Origin of the sequence: Gelidibacter salicanalis (assembly GCF_007997285.1) — a bacterium.
In the GTDB taxonomy this organism is placed as follows: Bacteria; Bacteroidota; Bacteroidia; order Flavobacteriales; family Flavobacteriaceae; genus Gelidibacter; species Gelidibacter salicanalis.
This window is the reverse complement of the sequence record NZ_VORX01000008.1, coordinates 79,919-104,527: the sequence shown is the minus strand read 5'-3', so window position 1 is coordinate 104,527 and position 24,609 is coordinate 79,919. Positions and strand designations below refer to the sequence as shown.

20 protein-coding genes are annotated in these 24,609 nt (G+C 38.5%); 2 read left to right on the top strand and 18 right to left on the bottom strand.

Annotated features, from left to right (window positions below):
• Positions 1-57: 57 nt before the first annotated feature.
• Genes ES711_RS14405 through ES711_RS14395 form a run of 3 tightly spaced genes read right to left on the bottom strand, consistent with a single transcriptional unit; the run spans position 58 to position 3,779 of the window.
• Complete coding sequence (locus ES711_RS14405) at positions 58-1,098, bottom strand: glutathione synthetase (protein ID WP_146894004.1); 1,041 nt, start codon at positions 1,096-1,098, stop codon at positions 58-60.
• An 11-nt stretch (positions 1,099-1,109) separates the two neighbouring features.
• Positions 1,110-2,948 carry a flavohemoglobin expression-modulating QEGLA motif protein gene (locus ES711_RS14400; protein ID WP_146894003.1) on the bottom strand — a complete coding sequence of 613 codons (1,839 nt, stop codon included), beginning with the start codon at positions 2,946-2,948 and terminating at the stop codon, positions 1,110-1,112.
• The gene (locus tag ES711_RS14395; RefSeq protein ID WP_146894002.1) at positions 2,949-3,779 is read right to left on the bottom strand and encodes an N-formylglutamate amidohydrolase; all 831 of its coding nucleotides are present in this window, start codon (positions 3,777-3,779) and stop codon (positions 2,949-2,951) included.
• A gap of 225 nt (positions 3,780-4,004) precedes the next feature.
• Here ES711_RS14395 and ES711_RS14390 point away from each other — a divergent pair, with 225 nt between their 5' ends.
• A complete protein-coding gene (locus tag ES711_RS14390; protein ID WP_146894001.1) occupies positions 4,005-4,910 on the top strand; it encodes an EamA family transporter in 906 nt (301 codons plus the stop codon).
• Here ES711_RS14390 and ES711_RS14385 read toward each other — a convergent pair.
• The 3 genes from ES711_RS14385 to ES711_RS14375 form a co-directional block, all read right to left on the bottom strand.
• The gene (locus ES711_RS14385; RefSeq protein WP_146894000.1) at positions 4,907-6,358 is read right to left on the bottom strand and encodes a dicarboxylate/amino acid:cation symporter; all 1,452 of its coding nucleotides are present in this window, start codon (positions 6,356-6,358) and stop codon (positions 4,907-4,909) included. The genes ES711_RS14390 and ES711_RS14385 overlap by 4 nt on opposite strands.
• Positions 6,359-6,443: 85 nt before the next feature.
• Entirely contained in the window at positions 6,444-7,511 is a 1,068-nt protein-coding gene (gene aroC, locus ES711_RS14380; RefSeq protein WP_146893999.1) for a chorismate synthase, read from the bottom strand.
• A 210-nt stretch (positions 7,512-7,721) separates the two neighbouring features.
• On the bottom strand, positions 7,722-10,649 hold the full coding sequence (locus tag ES711_RS14375) for an FAD-binding and (Fe-S)-binding domain-containing protein (RefSeq protein WP_146893998.1): 2,928 nt from the start codon (positions 10,647-10,649) through the stop codon (positions 7,722-7,724).
• Between the two features lie 145 nt (positions 10,650-10,794).
• On the opposite strand from ES711_RS14375, the gene ES711_RS14370 reads away from it, so the two are divergent.
• Complete coding sequence (locus ES711_RS14370; RefSeq protein WP_146893997.1) at positions 10,795-11,295, top strand: porin family protein; 501 nt, start codon at positions 10,795-10,797, stop codon at positions 11,293-11,295.
• Between the two features lie 68 nt (positions 11,296-11,363).
• Here ES711_RS14370 and ES711_RS14365 read toward each other — a convergent pair whose 3' ends face one another.
• The 12 genes from ES711_RS14365 to ES711_RS14310 form a co-directional block, all read right to left on the bottom strand.
• Positions 11,364-12,386, bottom strand: coding sequence for a helix-turn-helix domain-containing protein (locus ES711_RS14365; RefSeq protein WP_146893996.1), 1,023 nt, complete (start codon positions 12,384-12,386; stop codon positions 11,364-11,366).
• A gap of 57 nt (positions 12,387-12,443) precedes the next feature.
• Positions 12,444-13,583, bottom strand: a complete 1,140-nt coding sequence (bshA, locus tag ES711_RS14360; RefSeq protein WP_146893995.1) for an N-acetyl-alpha-D-glucosaminyl L-malate synthase BshA — start codon at positions 13,581-13,583, stop codon at positions 12,444-12,446.
• A 131-nt stretch (positions 13,584-13,714) separates the two neighbouring features.
• Positions 13,715-16,630 carry a glycoside hydrolase family 3 N-terminal domain-containing protein gene (locus ES711_RS14355; RefSeq protein ID WP_146893994.1) on the bottom strand — a complete coding sequence of 972 codons (2,916 nt, stop codon included), beginning with the start codon at positions 16,628-16,630 and terminating at the stop codon, positions 13,715-13,717.
• A gap of 210 nt (positions 16,631-16,840) precedes the next feature.
• Entirely contained in the window at positions 16,841-17,326 is a 486-nt protein-coding gene (locus ES711_RS14350; protein ID WP_146893993.1) for an ABC transporter ATPase, read from the bottom strand.
• Between the two features lie 35 nt (positions 17,327-17,361).
• Positions 17,362-18,858 (bottom strand): PH domain-containing protein, encoded by a 1,497-nt coding sequence (locus ES711_RS14345; RefSeq protein ID WP_146893992.1) that lies wholly within the window; start codon positions 18,856-18,858, stop codon positions 17,362-17,364.
• On the bottom strand, positions 18,845-19,360 hold the full coding sequence (locus ES711_RS14340; RefSeq protein ID WP_146893991.1) for a PH domain-containing protein: 516 nt from the start codon (positions 19,358-19,360) through the stop codon (positions 18,845-18,847). The genes ES711_RS14345 and ES711_RS14340 overlap by 14 nt, the downstream gene beginning before the upstream one ends.
• Positions 19,361-19,390: 30 nt before the next feature.
• Entirely contained in the window at positions 19,391-19,588 is a 198-nt protein-coding gene (locus ES711_RS14335; protein WP_146893990.1) for a hypothetical protein, read from the bottom strand.
• A 1-nt stretch (position 19,589) separates the two neighbouring features.
• Complete coding sequence (locus ES711_RS14330) at positions 19,590-20,381, bottom strand: (Fe-S)-binding protein (RefSeq protein WP_146893989.1); 792 nt, start codon at positions 20,379-20,381, stop codon at positions 19,590-19,592.
• A gap of 48 nt (positions 20,382-20,429) precedes the next feature.
• Entirely contained in the window at positions 20,430-20,876 is a 447-nt protein-coding gene (locus tag ES711_RS14325) for an LNS2 domain-containing protein (RefSeq protein WP_146893988.1), read from the bottom strand.
• Between the two features lie 210 nt (positions 20,877-21,086).
• Positions 21,087-22,388 (bottom strand): (Fe-S)-binding protein, encoded by a 1,302-nt coding sequence (locus ES711_RS14320; RefSeq protein WP_146893987.1) that lies wholly within the window; start codon positions 22,386-22,388, stop codon positions 21,087-21,089.
• Positions 22,389-22,399: 11 nt separating this feature from the next.
• The gene (locus ES711_RS14315) at positions 22,400-23,392 is read right to left on the bottom strand and encodes an MlaD family protein (protein ID WP_246139207.1); all 993 of its coding nucleotides are present in this window, start codon (positions 23,390-23,392) and stop codon (positions 22,400-22,402) included.
• A 53-nt stretch (positions 23,393-23,445) separates the two neighbouring features.
• Positions 23,446-24,591, bottom strand: coding sequence for an N-acetylmuramoyl-L-alanine amidase family protein (locus tag ES711_RS14310; RefSeq protein WP_146893986.1), 1,146 nt, complete (start codon positions 24,589-24,591; stop codon positions 23,446-23,448).
• Between the last annotated feature and the right edge of the window lie 18 nt (positions 24,592-24,609).

The window sequence follows — 24,609 nt, the reverse complement described above, 5'->3', positions numbered from 1 at the left end:
CTTTTTGTAGTTTATAAATGTTTGAAAATTCAACCTATAGTTAACAGAATAAGTTTGTTATAATGTCGCCAATCGGCTGTTGTATAAATAATCATTGTACATGCTCTTATAATACACTTTTCGCTCAATAGATTCAATGACAGGAGTTGCAAAATCACAATCATACATTTGTCCCATCACGTTCAACCCACCAGGACTAAACACGTTGATCTCCATTAACTTTGACCCAACAATGTCAATTCCTACCAAGAACATTCCGTCTTGGACCAATTTAGGTTTTACGATATCGGCCAATTTCATGATCTGATCTGTCATCTTAACCAGCTCAGGTTTTCCACCTGCGTGAATGTTACTTCGGATATCTCCCGAAGCATTCACTCGTTGCATTAATGCATATTGACCATTAACTTGCAATGGCTCCCCGTTCATGATAAACAATCGCGTGTCGCCACCTGTAGCTTCGGTGAGATATTCTTGAGCAATCACGAATCCATCTCTACAGATGGCGTCTATCGTTTGGGACAGATTGTGTTCATTTTTCTTATCCATCATAAACACATTGGTCCCCCCAGAGCCTTGTAAGGGTTTCAAAATCATTTTTTGTTTTTGCTCCTTAAAGAATTCCTTGATCTCATTATGATCTCTGGTAATAATCGTTTTTGGTCGAATGATTTCCGGGAAATGCTGAAAATACATTTTATTGACCGCACCTGCCAAACTACTTGGGTGATTTAACACAATGACGCCATTACTCATGGCAATTTCACCAAAAATGAAGGCTGCATTATAGGCCCAATCACGTTCATTAATTTCATCGGCAGGGTTGTTTCTCAAAAATAAAACATCCAAATCTTCAGACGATAAGGTGGTAAACTCTTCTTTTTGGACAGCTTTAAAAAACGTCTCTTCCGATTTAAAAGTTCGGTCTTTTATGGTTTTACAACGCACGGACAAATGTCCTTTTGAGGCATAAGACAATTCGCCAACCCCAATAAAATAGACGTCGTGTCCTCTTTTGTAAGCTGCAAACCCTAGTGCAGGCGTTGTGTAATTCCACTTCTCTGTGGCATGATCATTTATTATAAATGCTATTTTCATTTTTATATAATTTAATTAACAAGTTCAACAATATTTATGCCTTCACGTAATTTTTGCAATCGGACCTGAACATCGTCACGATCTAAAAATCTGGGTAATATGGGCTGATTTAATACCCCGCGGTATAATAATTCTTCAATTAATTTAATGTGTGTTACATTAAACTTTCCAGTATATAAGGGCTCCAATTTACCACCGTCTTTTAAATAGGCCATCAAGTCAATTAAGCCGGCTAAATAGACGGCATCTTTGGTAAGTCCGCCTCCTCTATACACCCGCATACTGATATAATAGGCTACACGATCCTGAAACGCATAGGATTCCCTTAAGAGATTAAAGGTTTCGATAAACGTAGCATTGTCCACCATCGATTGAACGGCAATGACCCTTCCTGCAAGTAAACGAAGACGGTTTACGGTTAAACCACCTACCAAATATTCGGCAATTACAGCCAAACCTTCCTGAAGCTGATCATACCCTTCAAAACCTTCATACATTTGTTTTAAGGGTTGACTTTTTCCGTTGCAATAGGTCAGAATATGCGTGCCAATTTCGTGTTGAATGAGCGCATCACATCGGTTGACATCCAAATTCATTTCTTCGTTGATCAATAATTTCGATTTAGAAACCATAATCCCGGCAACATCATCTCTAATTTCAATACCTAAATCGAGATCAGGAAACTGTTGGATATAATGGTCCATTTCTTTTTGCGCAAACTGAGCAAACTCAATCCCGTTATAGCGTTTGGAGCTTTGGACGGTTTCTGCCGTTGGATACACTTGTAGGATGTGTTTTGCCATCTCCAAGATATCTTCGCGGATAACCCCGTACAAACTTTCACCAATAAACCTAAAATTGTCGGTGCCACGTTCTTCCAACATGATCAGTTGCTTTTCAATTTCAAGGCGTTTCCCCCTTAAAATAAAGGCGATGGTTGGATCTTCTATAAGATCTATAGGGATATTAAAAAGTTTACGTTTTTCGAGCTCAGGATCAACCGCTAGTAGTCGGTATTTAAAAGAGGGTTCTTTCTCATAATTATTCTGCTCAAATTTGTCCCATTCTTCATTGCTATTCACGGGGGTAACTCTCAGTAAAAACGACATGCCTTCACTGATTTCAGCTAATTTGGTGTCTGAGGACAGGGTAACCGCATCAATATGGGTTTTCCCGAGCATTAGGTAATTTTCAAAAGCATCTGTTGTTTGCACTCTTATAAATTCGTAGACTGCCCTTTTTATTGTTTCGGAAAAAACGGTGTAAAACTTTCTAAAAAATAAAGAGAACAGTTGGTCTGTTGTGGTGTTTTTATAAACCACAGGTACAGAGACCCCAATTACTAAGGCGCCTTGCTTTTTAGATTTATTAACATCTAATAGCGGTGATAAATGTTTAGGATGGCGGAATTCCGTTTGTATAATTTCAGAGCTTACGTAAGATAAGGTCTTTCTTATTTCACTAAACCCTTCTTTTAATGCATTAACCGTCTCTAAAGATTTATTTTTTGGTCCGTAAATTTGAAATTGATTTTTTAAACTATCTGCATTAGGCCACAATTCTAAGATTAAAAACGTTTCAAATTTTTCTGATGTAATTAATCTGATTGCCTCAAGTAGGTGGGAGATGTCAATGGTTTCGTCAACAATCATATAGGATGCCTGTGTTTTCAGTAAGCTAGAGAAATACACATCGCGATCCTTATAACGGTAAACGCAAATATATGGCAAGAGTTTATCAATATGTAAGAGCCCCTTATTTGGCAATGCGACATTTACAGGCACATTCTCTGTAACGTTTTTACAAATTGTCTCAACTAGTTCGGCATCTATATGATAATCTTCACTCATTTAATTGGAATATATATTATAAAAATTTGAAGCATGCTCTGGCAAACACGTTCTAAGTCCTTTACGAATTGCTGATACCACTTCTGGGTAGATAATTTGACCTTCTTCATCACAATAAATTTTAGCCACTTCAGTCGCTAACACTAATGTTTGGTCGAAATTTTCAGTTATAAATTTTAAAAAATAGCCGTTGCCCTGAAAGGTATCATTTATTTTAGCGGTACTGGCAATGCCATTTGGTAATTTGATTTCGGACAACTCTTGGCGCCAGTCTTCTATAGAATTTTTAAAACGTGTATTATCGACATTAGAAGTCCCTAAATTCCAGGTTGGCACTTCCCTATCCCAACGTTTCCAATTGTAACTGTGCATGTCGTAAACAATACAGCATCCAAACTTAGCCTCTAAAGTTTTGATGAGTGCATGCACGACTTTATAAAAGTTGCGATGTTTTTCTAAACTTTTAGATTTTTCTTCAGTGGTCAAAGGTTCTTTCCATAATTGTTTTCCCCAAGCATCTTCATAGATAGCATTGTCAGGATCGCGATTCAAATCATATTCAAAGCGAGAATCCATTCCCGAAATGACAATCGGATGGTGTTTGACCATATTTACGGTCTCTGGATCTTCTTCATACCAACGCTCGTATTCCGTATGCAGGCATTTTGGCCATAATTCCCTACGGAATTGATGTCCGTTATGTACAGCCGCACAGGCATAAGGTACATAATCGTCAATTTTGATGGTAAAGGAATAGTCTGAGGCAACTGCACGAAACAATTCTTCAGCTTCTATTTTTTTAATGATCTCTTCTATCGTTAACTTCTGCATGTGACTTATAAAGTGGTTTAAAAATGAAAATTAAGACTTATAAAACCTACCGGTGGACTCATATCATATCAATTGTATCCTTTTCTGACTGGCAGCTCGGAATTAAGAAAACCTTAAGAAGAACGCGCGTTTTATCACTGTCGGTGATATGATTTTTTTAGAAATAAACGAATACTTGTTCCTGTTTTTGAAATACATTTGCAAGCCTATTTCAAATCGGTCACCATGAACTCTAAATATTACATTGCAGTTATTACCGCCTTTAGTATTTGGGGCTTTTTTAGCGTGGTACTGAAATCGTTGGATGACTTCACAGCCTTCGAAATTCTGAGCTATCGCACTTTGGGATCTGTAGTGATCATGCTATTTGTGACTTTGGTATTGCGACCAAAAGCATTGAAATCTAATCTGAATCTTTTTAAAACTTTAGGGAAACTTGACAAGCGGAGAATTATTGTAGTCAATATTTTAAGCGGACTGTTTTTGGCGCTCAATTGGTACATCTTTATTTATGTCATGAACAACGTCAGTGTGAGCGCTACATCATTGGCATACTTGATTTGTCCTATCCTTACCATGGTTTTGGCCTATTTAATTCTGAAAGAAAAGCTTTTAAAATTGCAATGGGTAGCCGTTGTATTAAGTTTGATTGGCTGTTTACTGTTGTCTATAGGGAACATGACGGATTTGTTTTACAGTATGATTATAGCCCTTACTTACGCCCTGTATTTGGTTTTGCAACGAAAGAACCAAGAGTTGGATCGGTTTATAGTCCTAACCTGCCAGGTGTTTTTTGCGGTAATCTTTCTGCTTCCTTTTATTGTGACTTACGATGCGCCCAATGAAAAGACGGCTTTCTTTTATGGAATGTTGGCCTTAATTGCCGTAGTGTTTACAATCATCCCGATGTTTCTTAATATTTACGCTCTCAGAGGTCTAAATTCTTCCGTCGTTGGCGTATTTATCTATTTAAATCCGTTAATTAATTTTATGCTCGCCATCTTCTATTTTAATGAGGAAATCAGCTTTTTAGAGGCAATTTGTTACATATTAATTGTGATCTCCATTGTTATTTTCAACTTTGCCACAATAAAAAACAGAATCAACCGATGGCGTGCCGCTCATATTTAAGATTTCGAATCAAGATCAAACGTATCGGTCGGGCTTTTCTTTTCTTGATAGTCCAACATATTCTCACCATCTGCAATGATTGAACATACGGTCGCATCTCCCGTAACGTTGACCACCGTTCTAAACATATCCAAAATACGGTCAACCGGAAATATAATTGCAATCCAAGCGGGATTTAATCCAACAGAATCCAATACAATAATTAACATAACCAAACCTGCACTTGGCACAGCAGCCGAGCCAATGGAGGCCAAAGTGGTGGTCAACACCACGGTGATTTGCTGTCCTATAGTTAAATCAATCATGTGTAACTGTGCTAAAAAGATGACCGCCACAGCTTGATAAAGACTTGTCCCATCCATATTTACCGTAGCACCAATAGGCAATACGAAACTGCTTATTTTTTTATTTACCCCTAAGTTTTGCTCTACACATTCCATAGTTACTGGCAGTGTAGCAGCACTACTAGAAGTTGAGAAGGCTAAGGTTTGGGCAGGACTCATCGCTTTAAAAAATCCTGAATAGGAAATCTTCTTAACAAACCCTTTTAATATCAATGGATAGGTGATGAATATCATAATGAGCAGACCAGATAAGACAGTTAAGGAGTACCAGCTTAAGCCTTTAAAAATTTCCAATACTTTTCCGATATCATCTCCAGCCATTTTACTCACCACACCAGCCAATAGCGCAAACACAAAAAACGGCGCCGCTTGCATCACCAAATCGACCATTTTTAGGAATACTTCATTAATGCCATCGACTAATTTTAAAACGGGTTCTGATTTATCATCTGGGACAAACAATAAGGAAACACCAAAGAAAATAGCGAAAAAGATCACCTGCAACATTAAGCCATTGTTAGACAGGGCGCGAAAAAAGTTATCGGGCACAATATCAACCAAAGGCTGTAACGGTGTGGTCTCCTTTTGTTTGCCAGCGGTTTCAAGTTTGTCCGATACGGACACTTCTTTTAGAGCCTTTTTGGTCAAATCAGAAATTTCCTGTGCGCGTTGAAGATAAGCAGGGTCCTTCAAATAATTAATGCCGTCTTTTATTTGATACCCTTGGGAATCTGCCCAGATTTCGTAGTTAATCCGATTGTCTATTCGGCTTTGTTCGTCAATAAGTTTTCCTGGTTTTATGATATTTACAAGAACTAAACCAAGGGTTATGGCCAAAATGGTAGTGACCAAATACATCCCTAAGGTCTTTCCCCCCATACGTCCTAGACTTTTAGGATCTCCAATATTAGCAACACCACTTATAATGGAAAACAAGACCAACGGAACTGCAATCAATTTCAATAAATTGATAAATATAGTTCCGAACGGATCAATCCAATTAATGGTAAAAGCACTCCATCCCATTGAGCTTGATACTAATGCCCAAATGATACCGAGGACCATTCCAATAATGATTTTCCAGTGTAATGCCAATTTTTTCATGTAGATAAATATGTTTTTTTCCAGCGAAGGCAGGAGTCTTTTCAATGTGCAGCAGGTCCTGTTGAAAAAGGCTGCTGAATTCTAATTACTTATGAAACTCTTGCTTGCGTAACAAATGATAGTCCACTAGCACCAAGGCCGCCATAGCTTCCACAATAGGAATGGCTCTAGGCACAACACAAGGATCATGTCTGCCTTTACCCTGCATTTCGACGATATTCCCTTGATTATCGAGTGTTTCTTGCTTTTGTATAAGGGTGGCCACAGGCTTGAAAGCCACGCGGAAATAGATGTCCATTCCGTTACTGATGCCACCTTGTATGCCTCCAGATAAGTTGGTTTTGGTACTGCCGTCTGCATTAAATTGATCATTATGATCGCTGCCTTTCATTTTCGCTCCACAAAAACCGCTGCCATATTCAAAACCTTTTACGGCGTTGATGGAAAGCATGGCTTTGCCAAGTTCAGCGTGCAATTTATCGAATACGGGTTCTCCCAATCCTGCAGGTAAATTTTGAATGACGCAAGTCACGGTACCACCAATGGTATCGCCCTGTTTTCTTATTTCTCTGATACGTTCAATCATTTGATTTGCAATAGTTTCATCAGGGCATCGTACAGTGTTACTTTCAATCAATGAGAAGTCTAAATCTTGATAGGGTTTCTCTAAAAACAAGTCGCCCACTGAGGATGTATAGGCATGAATCTTAACGTCTTTAAGCACTTGTTTTGCAATGGCCCCGGCAACAACGCGACAGGCCGTTTCTCGCGCTGAACTTCTACCGCCACCTCTATAATCACGCACTCCATATTTTTGATCATAGGTGTAATCAGCGTGACTCGGACGGTACACATCTTTTATATGCGAATAGTCATTCGATTTTTGATTGGTATTTTTAATGATAAAACCAATAGGTACACCTGTAGTCTGACCTTCAAAAATTCCGGAGAGAAATTCAACAAAGTCTGATTCCTTTCTTTGGGTTACAATGTCTGACTGTCCCGGTTTGCGACGGTCCATTTCTAATTGAATCGCTTCAAAATCGAGGTGTATGCCTGAAGGGCATCCATCAATTACACCACCAATTGCGGCGCCATGAGACTCTCCAAAAGTGGTGAGTTTGAACAATTTTCCAAAGGAATTCCCTGCCATATTTCTTATTTTATGCTAATGTAATTGTATTCTGAGAGAAACAAAAATAGAGTTTTAAAAGTTTTTAAGAATTTTAAATTGCAAAAATCCATTCTTAATAACCTAATAACCTAATAATTTAATTATGAGATCTTTATAAATTTCATGTGTAACGTACTAATCACTATAGATACTCATTTCAAACTGGTTATATATGCCGGTTTACCGTGTCTATAAAAGTGCACGTCTTAAAATGCTAATGGGATGCAAGGCTTCTTTTTGGGTGCCGTCTTTAATTTGGTGCCTACAACTGGTGCCATTTGCAGAAATTATAGTGTCTTCTGGGGCCAATCTCACCGCTGGGAACAACGTCTGCTCACCCACTTGCATACTCACTTCATAATGTTCTGCTTCATACCCGAAACTTCCGGCCATGCCGCAGCATCCACTAGGAATTAGTGTAGCTGTGTAGTTTTCAGGAAGGTTTAATACTGCAAAACTTGATAATTGATTGCGCAGTGCCTTTTGGTGACAGTGCCCATGAAATTTTATGGTTTTTTTGTCTGTAGTAAACTGTGAGGTAGTAATGTGGTTTAAAAGGAGCTCCTGTTGGATGAATTCTTCAATAAGAAAGCTGTGTTTTGCGATATGTCTCGCGGCTTCTTTATCATCGGCAAGTTTTGGATATTCATCGCTAAACGTTAAAATTGCCGACGGTTCAATCCCGATTAAGGGTGTCTCTGCTGTTATCAGATCTTTAAAAATGGCCACATTTGCATTGGCTACTTTTTTGGCCTGTTCCAGCAATCCTTTAGATAAAAATGCGCGTCCGGATTCGGCGTGTTTCACAAATTTTATCTCGTAGTTTAAAGCACGGAGAAGTTCTATGGCATCTTGGCCAATTGAAGCGTCCAAGTAGTTGGTAAACTCATCATTAAAAAAGTAAACAGTTTTAATAATTTTCTTGGTATGTTTTTGATCTACAATGTTTTTAATGTAGGTACTTAAACTTGAAGTTGAAATTAATGGTAAAGACCGTTGCTTGGCTATCTTGAAGCTGTTTTTGATTATGGAGGACGTGAATCCGTTGCTGAAAAAGAAATTTGTAAGCTTGGGGAATATACTGGCATAGGTGTTTAGATCATTGTTGTAGGCAAACAATTTTGTGCGCAAAGGTACCCCATTTGCTTTTTGATACTGGTACTGAAACTCCGCTTTTAAACTTGCTACATCAACACTGCTCGGACATTCACTCGCGCAGGCTTTACAACTTAAGCACAGGTCAAAAACCTCTTTCAATTCTTGATGATCGAACTTATTGGCCTTTTCCGAATTGGTTAAAAATTCGCGCAATGCATTGGCTCTACCACGGGTAGTGTCTTTTTCATTTCTGGTCGCTCGGTAACTCGGACACATGGTTCCTCCAAATTCAGGCAGCTTTCTACAGTCTCCGGACCCATTGCATTTTTCGGCCTCTCTCAGAATTCCTAAAGAAGCGGAAAAATCCAACAAAGTTTCTATTTCTGGTTCCGTACGGTCTGGCTGATATCTTAAATTTTCATCCATTGGATAGGCATCCACTATTTTTCCCGGATTAAAAATATGCTGTGGATCAAACAGATTTTTAACCCGTTTCAAGAGGTCGTAATTTTCTTCACCAATCATCAGTGGAATAAATTCTGCCCGGACAATTCCGTCGCCATGTTCCCCACTCATCGAGCCTTGATACTTTTTGACCAACTGCGCCACATCAGTGGTTATTTGTCTAAAAAGGGCCACATCTGCACTCTTTTTAAGATTTAAAATAGGTCTTAAATGTAATTCTCCAGCGCCAGCATGGGCATAGTAAATGGCTTTTTGGCCGTGGCCTTTCATCAATTGGGTAAATTCATTGATATAATTGGCCAAGTCAGGCAAAGCCACAGCGGTGTCTTCAATACAGGCGGCCGATTTTTTATCGCCAATCATGTTACCCAACAATCCCAAGCCAGCTTTGCGCAATTCTACGGCTTTTTCAATTTCAGGGCCAATTAACACTGGTGTAGCGTAACTCAATCCAGATTCTTGGATGGCCAATACCAAGGCGTCGGCTTGTCTTTGCACCGATTCAAACGTGGTGGCACGGACTTCACACATTAAAATTGCTTCAGGATCACCAATAATAAATGCTCTGTTTTCGGCTTGGGTTTTATTTTGCTTGGTACAGTCCAAAATGGTTTTGTCCATCATCTCACAAGTGTATAGATGATGCTCCATGGTCATAGCGACACTTTGTAAACAAGTTTCGATGCTCTTAAAATGGGCAGCCACCATAATGCTTTCTGTGGGTGGCAACAGATCGAGTTGCAACGTTATTTCTGTAGTAAAGGCTAACGTGCCTTCACTCCCCGATAGCAACTTGCACATATTAAAACGCTCTAAGCTTGCGCTGAAAATTTCGTTTTTTAATAATTCATCCACCGCGTAGCCGGTGTTCCGTCGGTGAATTTCAGGCTTTGGAAAGTTAGCAACAATGCGCTGTTGCACCTTTACTGGTTGAAGTTCTGTATAAATATTTTGGTAAATATGACCTTCTAAAGTATTTTGTTTGGTTTTTTCAAAAAACTCGTCCTTACTAAGTTTCGTGAACATGGCATCACTGCCATCGCTTAAAATGGTCCTCATTTTAAGAACCTTATCCCGTGTAACACCATATTGAATTGAGGTTGTGCCCGAAGAGTTGTTCCCAACCATCCCGCCAATCATGCAACGGTTGGAGGTAGAAGTATTTGGGCCAAAAAACAAACCGAAGGGTTTTAAGTAATTATTGAGCTCATCCCGCACCACGCCCGGCTGCACCGTTACAGTTCTCTCCTTTTCATTAATGTCTAAAATCTTCGTAAAATATCTTGAGACATCCACTACAATACCTTCTCCCACACACTGGCCCGCTAACGAGGTACCCGCGGTTCTCGGTATTAACGAAATTTTATATGTACTAGCAAAAGCGATCAAGGTTTTAAGATCTTTAGAAGATTTGGGATAGGCAACGGCAACAGGCAACTTTCTGTATACAGAAGCATCTGTAGCGTAGAGCGCTTTCATCAATTCATCAGTGAATAATTGGCCTTCGAGCTGATTATAAAGGTCTTGAAATGGAATGTTGGAGTGGCTAACCATCGGTATCTAAAAAATTCAGTGCGGTTGTTAAAATAAGCAGTTAAAATTAGGTGTATTTAACCGAATTTAACAGAAAGTTAGCGTATTATTTTGTTAAATATGATCTGCAACATGTACATTTGTTTCAAACTTAAAAACTAACATTATGAAAAAAATATTTTTAATTGCAGTCGCTTTTATTGGCGGCACTATGATGATGAATGCTCAGGACATTTCTCCAAACGCTATCGGTTTACGTTTGGGAGATAGTGACGGGTTTGGTGCAGAAGTTTCTTACCAACGCGCACTTGGTTCAGAGAATCGTTTAGAATTAGATTTAGGAATTAGAAATGGAAAACATTACGATGGTTTCAAACTAGCAGGTATTTACCAATGGGTATGGAACATTGATGGTGGTTTTAACTGGTATGCAGGTCCTGGAGCAGGTCTTGCAAGTTATAGTTATGATTATAATGACAAGAAATTCCGTGATGACGATAGTGAAACCTTCGTTTTTCTTGCCGGACAAGTAGGTATTGAGTACAACTTTGATATCCCGTTAATGTTATCATTAGATTTTAGACCAGAATTTGGTTTTGGAAATGATGTTTTTGACAATAACGATTTAGATTTTGACATTGCCTTAGGGATCAGATACCAATTCTAATTCAACAATATGCTTCTGTTATGAAGTACATTTATAAAAACCATCAAAAATGCTTTGATGGTTTTTTTTTATGTCTTGTTTAAATGGAGACTTCGGTATTGGGTTGGCGTCATTTGATAGGCATCCCTAAAAATTTTGGAAAAATAACTGCGACTTGTGAGTCCAGTCTTATACACAACTTCTGAGATATTCAATGCCGTATCCCGCAACAGTGTAGACGCTAAATCTAGGCGAACCTCGTTTATAAAATTGTTAACGGTGGTATTGTATAAGATCTTAAATCCTTCTTGAAGCTTTGCTTCCGTAAGTCCAACTTCTTGAGCAATGTCATTTATTTGATAAGCCTTCTCCAAGTTGATTTTGATAAATTCTGCCGCTTTTCGTACACGGCCAACCTCATATTGTCTTAATATATGCCGATTTTCTTCACGATTTAAGTCGTCTTGGTATTGCACAATCTGTTTACCTAATAATTGATAACCACTGCTGATCATAAAAATACGTCGCAAAAAGAAATTGTTCTGAAAGCTCTTAATTTCTTCAAATACTTTGGCCAAAGCCAAACTGTAAAAGCCTTCATGATAAAAGCTTTTTGTGGCTAAAACATCAGCAAAAATTGCTTTGAGATCAGATTGGATAAGTTCAGAGGTGCACGACTCATCTAATGTAAACTGCTCTCTATCCATCTCCAAACTATACAGATTAATTTCCTGGTCTTTCTTGAATGCAATCACGTGGCCATTGTAGTCTTTACTGGCCACTATAGCTTGTTGGTATTCCTGAAGATCATGACGCTCGGCTTCATCGGAGAAGCGATGGTTGAATTTGCCTTTAGTACAGTATAGAAATTTTAAAGGATGGGTAAGGTCTTTAACAAATTGTATTTCAACGTCCATATTAAATTGGCAGTTGTATTCAATGATGCCTAACCCCGATTCGAGCATCATGGCTTTAATATAGCCTCTACCCACATCTCCCGTGAGCTCTAAATGATATTCTTTACAGTTTAATTGATAGGTCAGTTGTAAAGCGTTAGCCAAATCTTGAATGACCAGATCTACTGGTAAGGAATTCACTTTTATTGTCAACATCTCGTATAAATTTTGTGGCTTTCCAGAAATAAAATAAGGAACAGTACAAAGTTAATATTATTTATTTAACATACTATTTTCAAGCGTACGCAAATAAATGGCTTCATATTGCGGCACCACTTTGGAAATGCCAAATTTTGCTGCTTCTTTTGCGGCGTTGACTTTAAAAGTGTCAAGACGGGTTTCATCACTTAAAATATAAATGGCATTATTAGACATTTCTTCCACATCATTTACGTCACTCAAAAATCCTGAAACACCTTCTATATTAACTTCCGGTATTCCACCTGTATTGCTAGAAATTACTGGCACGCCGGAGGCCATAGCTTCCAACGCGGCCAATCCAAAACTTTCGGTTTGGGATGGCAATAGGAACAAATCGCTAAAACAAAGAATCTTGTCAATTTCATTACTGTTTCCAAAAAACACCACCTTATCTTCTATGCCCAATTTTTCACATAGACGCTCTGCTTCCATTTTTTCCGGTCCCTCGCCTACCATCATTAATTTTGCGGGCATCTGCTTTTGGATGTTATAAAAAATATTGATAACGTCCGGAATTTGTTTCACTTTCCGGAAGTTACTAATGTGGGTTATGATACGTTCGTCATCGTTAGCTATAATGTGACGCTGACATTCTGAAAACTGGGTTTTGTGTCGGCTAAAATCAATAAAATTGGGTACGACATCAATGTTGTTTTTAATATTGAAGAGCCGCATGGTATCGTCCTTTAAACTTTGAGAAACTGAAGTTACCGCATCAGATTTGTTGATGCTGAAGGTTACGGCAGGTTTATAAAAGGGATGGCTGCCCACTAAAGTAATATCCGTACCGTGAAGCGTGGTTACAATGGGAACATATATCCCTTCCTCCTGAAGCATCATTTTGGCCATATAGGCGGCATAGGCATGCGGAATGGCATAATGAACATGCAATATTTCAATACCGTGCAGTTTTACCATGTCGACTAATTTGCTGGACAGGGCCAATTCGTAAGGTTGGTATAGAAAAAGCGGATATTCTGGAACTGTAACTTCGTGATAGTGCACGTTTGTGCCCAATAAATCCAACCTTACCGGTTGGCTATAGGTGATAAAATGAATCTCATGACCTCTTTTTGACAAGGCGAGACCTAACTCTGTTGCCACCACACCACTACCTCCAAAAGTTGGATAGCATACAATTCCTATTTTCATTCTTTAAATATTAAGTTGATAAGTGCTAGAGACACTTAAGTGGATTGAGCAAAGTTAAAGATTTTAAACTTAAATGATACCACATCTATACAATGTCGATCAAAATGGAAAAATCTTACAACAACCTCAAATTAATCCATAATGGCTTCATAAATCAATCGTTGAATTTCAGTCCTAATACCTTCCTTTAATAAGACATTGTTGGCAGCAGATGGATAGGTTCTATTAGATAAAAATACATATACAATTTCCTGTTCCGGATCTGCCCACGCATATGTACCTGTAAATCCGGAATGTCCAAAACTGCTCAGGGACACGCAACCACAGGTTGGTCCTGCCGTCCCTAATTGTGGTTTGTCAAATCCAATGCCACGTCTGACGCCTGTTTCACAGTAATAACACGTATTAAACTTGTCTACGGTTTCTGTTTTTAAATAGCGTTTTCCACCATAAAATCCTTTTTGAAGGTACATTTGCATAATTTTGGCCACATCATTACTATTGCTGAAGATGCCGGCGTGACCGCCCACACCATTCTGCATCGCCGCACCCATATCGTGCACATAGCCTTGAACAGTTTGATGCCTATAATAATCATCAACTTCTGATGGCACCAACTGAGAGTTACTAAATTGTGAAGACGGATTATATGTGGTATGATTGGCACCCAGCGATTGGTAAAAGTGTTCTTGGACCAACTCATCCAAACCTTTATCATAATAACGCTCGATGTATTTCTTTAAGATAAAATAAGGAAAATCACTATATCTGTAGCGTAAACTTGGTAATAAATCTGAATCCCTAATGATTTTCTGAATGGTGTCCGGATAATCATGTCTCAGATACATCTCGTCCGCCACTTTAATGCTAAACATTGGGCTCGATGTTCTTCTGTAGTATTTGGGATCAGGTTTTTTGGCCGCATCTAAAGTTGCCGTATAAAACGGAATCCACGGTTTGAGTCGCGCGTAGTGCGAGAGCATTTGTTTTAAGGTGATATTCTTTTTATTGGACTCTCTATATTCTGGTAAAATTTGAGACAGTTTTGTTTCTGTAGACACCAGCCCTCTTTCTTCCAACTCCATCAACAAGGGTAAGGTGGCTAAAATTTTGGTCAAGGATGCTACGTCGTACATATCATCTAAATCCACTTTTTCATCCCCATTGTAGGTGTGTTTCCCGAAAGCTTTATTGTAAATAACTTTGCCTCTTCGCGCCACTAACAATTGCAATCCAGGAGCCGCTTTACGGGTGATGGTAAGTTTAGCCATGGAATCCAGCTTTTTCAGTTTTTCTGAACTCATGCCCACCGATTCAGGAAGGCCATAACTTAAGGATTGGATGCTGTTATAGATAAATCCGTCACCAACTTTAAAGTTTGCTCCAGATGATACCGGTAAAGTACCTTTAGCAGGAATAGCGCCGAAAATTAGTTGAGCGGACTTGCGCATGGCGATTTCACTGTTTTGATAACTGACCACAATGCCTTCAATATTTTGTATAGACTTCAAATCGATAAGCGCATACGGACGGGCAAAAATATCTAAGATGACAGTGTTGGTCCGGGCAATTTCATAGAGCCAAGTCATTTCGCGTTCAGAAAATTGATAAGGTTTCCAAGGGTTGACGTTCGATTTATGGAAGCCAACTATGACGGTATTGTAATTTTGCAATTTGGTCAACAATTGATCAAGCTTATCCGCTTTAATTTCGTGGACCTTTGTATACTTCCTTAATTCTTCAAGGTATGCCGAATTGTCTACAGCATCGCCCATTTCAACGTAAGCTATTTTTTTTGTTTCGAGATGTCGCAATGGAAGAATTTCTTTTTGATTGCGCACTACGGTTATAGCATTTTCCATGAGTTGCTCATAGAGCAAATCGTCCTTTAACCGGTTAAGATCCGCGACCAAATTTTTGGTGCCTATTGGTACATAGTTATGCAACCCCACTTTATACTTAGCCATCAAAATCTTTTTCACGGAATGCGCCAGACGTGCCTCATCAAAAACTTTAGTTTCATAAGCCGCTACCATTTTATCTATAGCCACAGGAATGTTTTCTGAAATAAGGAGCACATCATTACCCGCCATAAAAGCGGCCAGATCAATGTCTCCAGGCTTGCTAAAGTTAGAGACGCCTTTCATTTCTAGAGCGTCGGTAAAAATTAAACCTTCAAATTCCATTCGATCTTTTAATAAATCTGTAATAATTCGTTTGGACAGCGATGAGGGTGTACCTGCCTTAGGTTCTAAACTAGGCACATTTAAATGGGCCACCATCACGCTGGATAAGCCTTCTTTAATTAGTTTTTTATAGGGATAAAGTTCTATGGAATCTATGCGTTGCTCATTAAAGTTAATTGTAGGCAAGGTTTTATGACTATCTGTATCCGTATCGCCGTGGCCTGGAAAATGTTTAGCATTGGCCAAAACACCAACACTTTGGATACCTTTCATGAACGCTAAGGATTTTGCGGTTACGTTATCACGATCCTCACCAAAGGAGCGGTTACCGATGATGGGATTTTTTGGGTTGGTATTGATATCCACATCAGGTGCAAAATTAAAATGCACTCCAATCCGTTTACAATGTTCGCCCAGCTGTCTGCCCATTTGCTCAACTAGTGAATTATCGGTAATTGCACCAAGCGTCATGTTATATGGAAATGCATAAGTAGAGTCTAAACGCATGCTCAATCCCCATTCAGCATCCATACCAATCAACAGAGGAACTTTGGAAATCGCTTGGTAACGGTTGTTCAAATTTGCTTGTTTTACCGGTCCACCAGAGGAATAGATGATGCCTCCAATTTGATGATCATTGATCAACCTGGCCACTTCCGCTTCATTCGCCTTATTATTGTTAGACACCGCGCGAGCCATAAATAACTGGCCAATGCGTTCGCGAAGGCTCATTGAATTATAGAGGTCATCCACCCATTTCTGTTGTGCAGCTGCATCCTTGGTTGCCAATGGATTTTTAGAGTTCTGGGCAGAACTTTGAAAAATAAAAAGACATAACAGGAGGGAAAAAAGTAATCGCATATAAATTTGGGGCTTTTAAGCTAAGTGTTAGGTTTAACAGGTGGCAAAATACCACTTTTAGCGGATGTTCATAAAATTTTAAGATAGTTTTATAACGAAGAATGCCAGGTCATAGTGTGCTCTACAAATATCTCTTTGATATAAAAAAAAGGCAAGCAGTTGGTTCTCAAAAAGAGAAGCCAAAATGAATGCCAGATAAGTGAATGACCGTTATTTTACAAAACGGCTGTGCCAACTTTCACTGGCCGGGACTTCCCAATTTTCGTTAAATTCAGCAATATTATGGACCAAATTATTAAAGACAATCGTGTTTTTTGAAACCGCTTTGTCTTTCGCCATTTTTTTGAAATCAATTAGGGTTTTGTAGGCAATAAAATCGCCTTGCTTGTATGACACGTTCATTTTGTCCATCAGATCAACAGTGTATTCTTTTTCCAATTGCTGAATAAAATGAACAGATGCATCAATACTGCAACCTGTTGCCTTGGTTAAGCTTTGATTTAAGGCAATAACGATAAATCGTTTATATTTAATAAGATATCCTGATTGTAAATCGCTGCCATGGGCCGTCCAGTTAGAAATAAATGTATCTAATTTTGATTCCAATTCTACAATTTCTTCATCGGTAAAAGAGCGGTTGGCTTGATAGATCCAAACACGGGATTCTTCTGGTAAGGTATTAAAATCGACTAGCATAATGAAATTTTTAATGAGTTACAAAAGTACAACTTTTACATCCAATTTCGGTCTTGAGATTCAATCTTAAATAAGAGATAATCGTAAATTGATTTGGCGTTTTTCTCTGTAATATATGGGATTTTGACTGTATGAGAAGCCGTTGCAATATGGAGTGAAGCAATTTGCCGTTGCTTCTGAAAAAAACTTTGTTTGAGCGCTACAGATTGTATTTTGTGCAGCTGGTTAATTTGCCGCACCCGGTCAATAAATCCACTAGTCACGGTGAGGTATTCGTCCGTAATTTGAAAACTTGCTTTGTTATAAGTGAAATGCACAAATAAAACAATCCACGCAAGAATGCCAATATTAATCAGCCAAAAATAATCGCCTATAATAAAAAAAGCAGGAATGTTGAGGAGAACTCCGATAACCGCAGCCCGAAGGATCAGCACCCGTTTGTAATAGGCATCTGGTTTATGAAACTCCCCCACCCCTGGATATTGCGAAAATATTTTCTCAATTAAATGCGCCAATTGCGGTTTATCCAAAGCCACAATTTTAAAGTGTTTCTGCTGCTTCTTATTGATCATGGCCTGTTTTATCGATAAGGTGTGCAATCCAAAGAAAGATTTTAATCGGTTGGTTTTTATCACCAGATTTTGAATCCTTATTGGCGTTAAGATTAACGACAGCTTATTAAAAAGGCCTTTATTGATTTCAATAGTGTCTTTATTTTCAACAACTTCGAGATTGTAATTCGCAATAAACGTTTTAATAATTGAGAATAGCATGGAGACCAAGACCGCGAGCATCACCAGAAATAGATTCGCTAGTAAAACATTAAAGAAACTACCGGATTGCAGATTAATGGTCGATTTTACGCGATCGGCAATTTGATAGTCCTCTACATATTTTTCGAATTCATTAAAGAGTCCAAGAACAAACGAAATAATAATCAAAAAACTCCTGACGTGGTTCTGAGAAATCCCTTCTAACAATAGCCGCTGCACTGACGCTTTAAAAAAGATAGTTTGTTGCGGAGTTTCGGCTGGAACGTCTGAGTTCTCTAATTGAGCATTAGTAAACAGTTGGGCTTTAAGCTGCAGCGCTGTGGCACGATCTAAGGCATTGATTTCTATTTCAGCCTTATCGTCACCAGCAGTCTCGATTGTTAATGATACTACATTAATTATTTGTTGAATAAAATTTTGCTTGATATAGACATTTTGAATCTTCGATTTAGGAAGAATAGTAGTGTCTTTATTGAACACTCCAGTAGCTAAATGAAACTCATCTTTATCGAGATAGAACTTAAAATTGAGGTATTTAAGAATTGCAAATCCTAATATTACAATAAAGATACCGAGCAGCATTAGAATGATGTTAGTCGTGTTCAGGAAGGAAAAGGATTCATTTTTGGATAGCGATAGTCCTAACGCTAAAAAAAGCACGAAAAAACGCGCCACGAATTTATAGGTGTTTAGCGCAAAGATGATTATAATTCCTTTCGGTGATTGCCGTGCTGGATGTGAAAAATCAAATTGTGCCATTGACGCGTTCACTTAAATAGTCATTGATTTTTTTGGCTTCGCTATGATCAAGACCTTCAATGCTTAAATCAATTCCAGATTCGCCGGCGGTAAAAATGTTTAAGGTAGCTAAATTGAGTTTTCTGGCCAGCCAGGTTCGGGATATTTCTAAATGTTGAATGCGCGAAATGGGAACTGCCGCTATAGAATTGACCAACAATCCTTTGGTGTAGATGACATCCTGCTCTCTAATTGCATATTTACGGGTTTTAAATGCCATTATACAAAACATTAAATTGACAATAGCTATAAAAATAACCACTGCAAAGATGTACCAAAATAGGTTTTGAAACGTGTGGTCCATGACCTTCAATTTCGCAATCCATAACGCCGCCATTATGATGAGATAAATAGCGCTCCGGTTTATAATGATGATTTTGAGATATTGTTTTGAAACCGGTTTATAATTGAGATCATCAATAGTAGGCAAAGCATCTAAGTTAATTTGCTGATTGGTGAACATAGATGATGTGTCGTATTAATTTAGAAAACTTTACTTTTTTTGCTGCTTTTTAAAGTTGCGATAGCTTAAATAACCATAAACTACCACTGCAAACGGAAAATAAAATGCCAAGCGTTCCCACCGGATTCCGCGTCCTAAGATATAATCAAAAATAAGCACTACAATACAGAATATGGAGCCTCCTATCAATGCTGCAATCAGAACTCTTTTTTTGCTAACTTCAGGCATATCACAGGTCTTGTGCGTTGGCGATCAATTCAGCAATATCCATCACTTGAATTTCAGATTCTTTGTCTTTGGCTTTAACCCCATCCGTCATCATGGTATTGCAAAACGGACATCCAGCGGCAATAATTTGTGGTTTTACATCAATAGCTTGCTCGGTACGAGCTACGTTAATTTCTTTAGTACCTGGTTCAGCGTCTTTAAACATTTGGGCACCGCCGGCACCACAACATAAACCTCGAGATTTACAACTTTTCATTTCCACTAACTCGGCATCCAGCTTTCTGATTAAGTCCCTTGGTGCTTCATACACATCGTTGGCGCGGCCCAAGTAGCAAGGATCATGAAATGTAATGCGCTTGCCTTTAAATTGACCTCCTTCAATAGTTAAGCGTCCTTCATCTAAAAGCGACTTTAAAAATTGGGTGTGGTGCATTACTTGATAGTTGCCACCTAGTCCTGGGTATTCATTTTTTATAGTATTGAAACAGTGCGGACAGGCTGTGACAATTTTCTTAATTTCATAGGCATTGAGCACTTCAATATTGGTAACTGCCTGCATTTGGAAAAGAAACTCATTCCCTGCACGTTTTGCAGGATCTCCCGTGCAACTTTCTTCAGTACCCAATACCGCAAACTCTACGTTAGCTCGGTTCAATAACCTTACAAAAGCTTTGGTTACTTTTTTTGCTCTATCATCAAAACTTCCCATGCAACCTACCCAAAATAGGACTTCTGGTTGCTTTCCTTCTGCCATAAATTCCGCCATTGTTGGCACTTTCAATGTACTGCTCATAGTGTACTCTTTTATATCTTATTCACCTTGCCTTGGCAAGAGATTGGTCTAATCATGGTGCCCATCATCAAATACTTGAATGGTCACATTTTTGTCTACAAGTTCCGTAAACTTTCCTTTGTATTGGGTTGCCTTTACCAAATGGTTATCAATCCAATGGTAGTTGCCGCCACGTGGTTTGCCCATCAATAAAGTGTGGTATTTAAATCCGTGTTTTTTCAACCAAGTTTCCGTATATCCGCGGTGTGCTTCCATTCGGGAGGTGAAAAAACAAATCATATGACCTTCGTCATACCACTTATTACAGGTTACTAAAGCGTCAGGATATACTTCTGCCGTCAGCATACGTTCTGGCTCTTCATTTGGAATATCGTCGCAAACCGTGCCATCAATATCAATTAAATAGTTTTTGACACCTTCAGGAAGTACCGGACTGACTTTCTCTCCTTTCTCAACTTTATCGTGTAAAAATTTATCTGCTTCTTCTCTTTTCATACCTGTCGCACCCTAAATATTGTCGGGATTTTTATTAATTAAACTCTCGATTTATAATAACTCAAGCTTAAAACTAATATTATTCTTTCACATAGCCCTTAATAAGATTGTATTTGTCAGGGTTTTCAATATTGCTCAGTAATCCCTGAGCTCTGTTGCGTATCCTTTAAAATTTGGAATATATTTTATCAAATGTGAAATGCGGGTAGACTATTCATTTTTCCAATTCAGTCGGTCCATTTGATTATAAGGCCATGGTGCGCCATTATTTTCGACATTGGTCATCATAGTGTTCAACTCCATTGGTGCTGCGGACTGCTCCATTACTAAATAGCGACGCATGTCCATAATAATGGATAACGGATCTATACTTACCGGACAAGCTTCAACACAAGCATTACAAGTCGTGCAGGCCCAAAGTTCCTCTCTGGTAATATAATCATCTAATAATTGCTTACCGTCCTCTTTAAAAACTCCGTTGTTAGTATCTATATTTCTGCCTACTTCTTCAAGACGATCTCTAGTATCCATCATGATTTTTCGAGGCGATAATTTTTTACCCGTTTGATTGGCCGGACATTCACTTGTGCAACGTCCACATTCCGTGCAGGTATAAGCATTTAGTAATTGTACCCAGTTTAAATCTTGAACATCACTGGCTCCAAATTTTGCCGGTACTTCTGTAGTTTCTGGTTGCGCCGCGAAAGGATCGACATTTGGATCCATCATCATTTTAACCTCATTGGTTACGGCTTCCAAATTGTCCAATTCGCCTTTAGGTTTCACTTTTCCGTAATAGGTGTTTGGGAATGCCAAGAGGATATGTAAATGCTTGGAGAAATACAAATAGTTTAAAAATCCTAAAATTCCTAAAATGTGTAGCCACCAAGCGGTGCGTTCTACACTATGAATTGTGCTTTCTGAAAGTCCGCTAAACAAAGGTGTAATGAATTGACTGATCACGTTCCCATTATTCATGTTCTGGAACTGCAAATCAGTGGCATTCATGACCAAAAACAAGAGCATAAGTACCATCTCAATATAAAGAATATAGTTGGCATCACTCTTTGGCCAACTGGTCATCTCATTGGCCCAAAAACGCTTGATTTTAACAACATTTCGTCGAATCCAGAAGATAATTACCGAAATAAAAACGAGAAGTGCCAATACTTCAAAAGCACCAATAAGCACCCCGTATAGTGGTCCGATACCTGAGAAAATGCGATGTGTCCCCACCAGACCATCAATGATAATTTCTAAAACCTCAATATTGATGATAATGAAACCAACATACACTATAATATGTAGAAAGCCAGCAATTGGACGTTTCACCATTTTACTCTGACCCATGGCAATCATCGCCATGTTTTTCCAACGTTGTGAGGTGTTATCACTCACGTCCACATCGTGACCAAGTTGAATGTTGCGGATCAGCTTTTTTACATTTTTTGCAAAATAACCAATGCCTATAAACAATGCTATAGCAAAAAGGATATTTGGAATGTAATTCATGAGGTGGTTGGTTAGTTATTGTCTACTTCTATAAGAATCTCTTCTGGTTGTGTTTTTTCATCTTCAATAATATTGCCTTCCGCATCGAAACGTCTCGGTTTTTTTCCGAAAACAGAAAAGTGTACATAACGCTTAGGATTCAATTTAAAATCTTGAAGTAATTGCTCCAACTGAAGGGACGCCGATTCAAGGTTAACATACAACTGATCTTCATTAAGTAATTTTCCCAGAGAGCCCTTCCCATCTTTTACACTCGCTAATAAGTTATTAACTTCCTGTAAAGTATTGTCGAGACTTGCAAAGGTTTTAGAAATTTCAACTTGTTTGAACTCAGTAGTGATTTCGGCAAGATTTCCTGAAAGGGTATCAAAATTATCAATCGCAGAGGTCAAAGACTTATCATTCTTAACTACCAAGGAGTTCATAGCAGTGGATACGCTTCTAAAAGAAACAATTGTTTTATTCAGTTCAGCAATGGCCGCTTTTAAACCGTCTTCATTTTCACTAACGATCAAACTATTGAAGTTGGTCATCAACGAATCAGCAGCTTTTAGGGTAACGCCCAAATTACTACTGATTCCTGAAAAGTTTTTCGTCAAACTGGTGATGAGTCCTTCTTCTATTTCTGATTCCAAGAAATCACCATCTTTAGCCAATTCAGGACCGGGCATAGGCACAATGGCCAAAGCATTTCCGCCCATTAAACCAGTCTCATACATACGGATCTTGCTGTTAGTAGAAAATTTGACATCCTCAGTAATTATCAAAGTGACAATTGTTTTACCCGTTTTATCATCGTAGGTAATTTCTTCAATTTTCCCAATTTTATTCCCTTTAATGGTTACTAGGGAAGCGGTACTCAATGCGTTGTAATCAAATTGTGTTTGGTAACGGTTATGCTTTTTAAGGATGTTAATACCCTTTAAGTAGTTTATCGTAAATACCATAAGGAGAATCCCAAGGATAACGAGTATTGCAGTTTTAACTTCTCTTGATATTTTCAAAGTCTTTGAGATTTAGATGCACAAAATTAGGTATAAATATATTAAGAATCTTTTTAATTTACGGGAGATTTTAGAACCTCAGACAGGTCTACGCGCTCCCCATTTTGATAGGCTACAATAAAAGAAGATGGGTAGCCTTTAGCCTTGGCAACTTCAGCAAGTTTCTTAACTTCATTATAATCAGACGTATAGCCGGAGAAATATTTAAACAATTTACCTTCTTTTTCACGGGAAATATTCTGCAGACCTTTAAAATTAAATGATTTTGGTTCAACTTTATTTGAGCTTGCGGCCAATTGCACTTTAAAAACTGTGTTTGGATACACCAAGGCAGAAGTGTCTTCAACTTTCAATTCTTCATTTACCGCTTCTTTGATGCTCTCAATGTCAGCTACGTCCTTATAAACATTTTGTCCTACATTTCGATCGAGGATCATTTTATAGTCCATAATCCCTTTGTAGATGGATAAGGACATCTCACTCTGTCCTTTAGATGAATTTAAGTAAGCGCCTTCAGGCTTGTAAGTTAGGAATCCAGTTTCTACCAAAATACTTGGCATGTAAGTATTGTGCAGTACCCAAAACCCAGCCTGTTTTACACCGCGGTCCGTGCGCTTTAAACTGTTGGTGAAATTATCCTGTACCAAGCGGGCCAATTGTGTGCTTTGATCTAAGTAATCCTCCTGCATCAACGTCAAGCCAATAAACGATTCCGGAGCATTTGGGTCAAACCCATCATAGTGCGATTTATAATCTTCCTCTAGGAAAATCACTTCGTTTTCCTTTTTGGCCACTTCAAAATTGCGCTGGTTGGCGTGTAAACCTAGTACGAAAGTTTCTGTACCGTGAGCGCTAGAATTATGGGCATTACAATGCACAGAAACAAATAAATCAGCATCAGCGTCGTTTGCAATTTTTGCGCGACCCCTTAATGGCACAAAGAGATCGGTTTTTCGGGTGTAAATAACCTTAATATTAGGATGTTTCTCTAGCGCTTTTCCAACGGTGAGTACAATATTGAGGGCAATATCTTTTTCCTTATAACCATTTCCGGTATTTCCGGGATCCGTGCCCCCGTGACCTGCGTCTAAAACGACCACAAATTTACCCTTGTTTTTCTGAAAGGCTTGTGCAGTGGAACTAATACTAGTGAATAAAAATATCTGTAATACGAAAATGTAATGTAGGTGCGTTCTCATAAAGGTCTAAACGAATAA

Bases quoted from the DNA above. Each gene is read 5' to 3' on its own strand.
- ES711_RS14395 (WP_146894002.1), bottom strand. From the start codon at position 3,779: ATGCAGAAGTTAACGATAGAAGAGATCATTAAAAAAATAGAAGCTGAA.
- ES711_RS14330 (WP_146893989.1), bottom strand. From the start codon at position 20,381: ATGAGCAGTACATTGAAAGTGCCAACAATGGCGGAATTTATGGCAGAA.
- ES711_RS14340 (WP_146893991.1), bottom strand. From the start codon at position 19,360: ATGTTCACCAATCAGCAAATTAACTTAGATGCTTTGCCTACTATTGAT.
- ES711_RS14390 (WP_146894001.1), top strand. From the start codon at position 4,005: ATGAACTCTAAATATTACATTGCAGTTATTACCGCCTTTAGTATTTGG.
- ES711_RS14350 (WP_146893993.1), bottom strand. From the start codon at position 17,326: ATGCTAGTCGATTTTAATACCTTACCAGAAGAATCCCGTGTTTGGATC.
- ES711_RS14320 (WP_146893987.1), bottom strand. From the start codon at position 22,388: ATGAATTACATTCCAAATATCCTTTTTGCTATAGCATTGTTTATAGGC.
- ES711_RS14325 (WP_146893988.1), bottom strand. From the start codon at position 20,876: ATGAAAAGAGAAGAAGCAGATAAATTTTTACACGATAAAGTTGAGAAA.
- ES711_RS14335 (WP_146893990.1), bottom strand. From the start codon at position 19,588: ATGCCTGAAGTTAGCAAAAAAAGAGTTCTGATTGCAGCATTGATAGGA.
- ES711_RS14365 (WP_146893996.1), bottom strand. From the start codon at position 12,386: ATGTTGACAATAAAAGTGAATTCCTTACCAGTAGATCTGGTCATTCAA.
- ES711_RS14355 (WP_146893994.1), bottom strand. From the start codon at position 16,630: ATGCGATTACTTTTTTCCCTCCTGTTATGTCTTTTTATTTTTCAAAGT.
- ES711_RS14385 (WP_146894000.1), bottom strand. From the start codon at position 6,358: ATGAAAAAATTGGCATTACACTGGAAAATCATTATTGGAATGGTCCTC.
- ES711_RS14400 (WP_146894003.1), bottom strand. From the start codon at position 2,948: ATGAGTGAAGATTATCATATAGATGCCGAACTAGTTGAGACAATTTGT.
- ES711_RS14345 (WP_146893992.1), bottom strand. From the start codon at position 18,858: ATGGCACAATTTGATTTTTCACATCCAGCACGGCAATCACCGAAAGGA.
- ES711_RS14375 (WP_146893998.1), bottom strand. From the start codon at position 10,649: ATGGTTAGCCACTCCAACATTCCATTTCAAGACCTTTATAATCAGCTC.
- ES711_RS14370 (WP_146893997.1), top strand. From the start codon at position 10,795: ATGAAAAAAATATTTTTAATTGCAGTCGCTTTTATTGGCGGCACTATG.
- ES711_RS14310 (WP_146893986.1), bottom strand. From the start codon at position 24,591: ATGAGAACGCACCTACATTACATTTTCGTATTACAGATATTTTTATTC.
- aroC (WP_146893999.1), bottom strand. From the start codon at position 7,511: ATGGCAGGGAATTCCTTTGGAAAATTGTTCAAACTCACCACTTTTGGA.
- ES711_RS14405 (WP_146894004.1), bottom strand. From the start codon at position 1,098: ATGAAAATAGCATTTATAATAAATGATCATGCCACAGAGAAGTGGAAT.
- bshA (WP_146893995.1), bottom strand. From the start codon at position 13,583: ATGAAAATAGGAATTGTATGCTATCCAACTTTTGGAGGTAGTGGTGTG.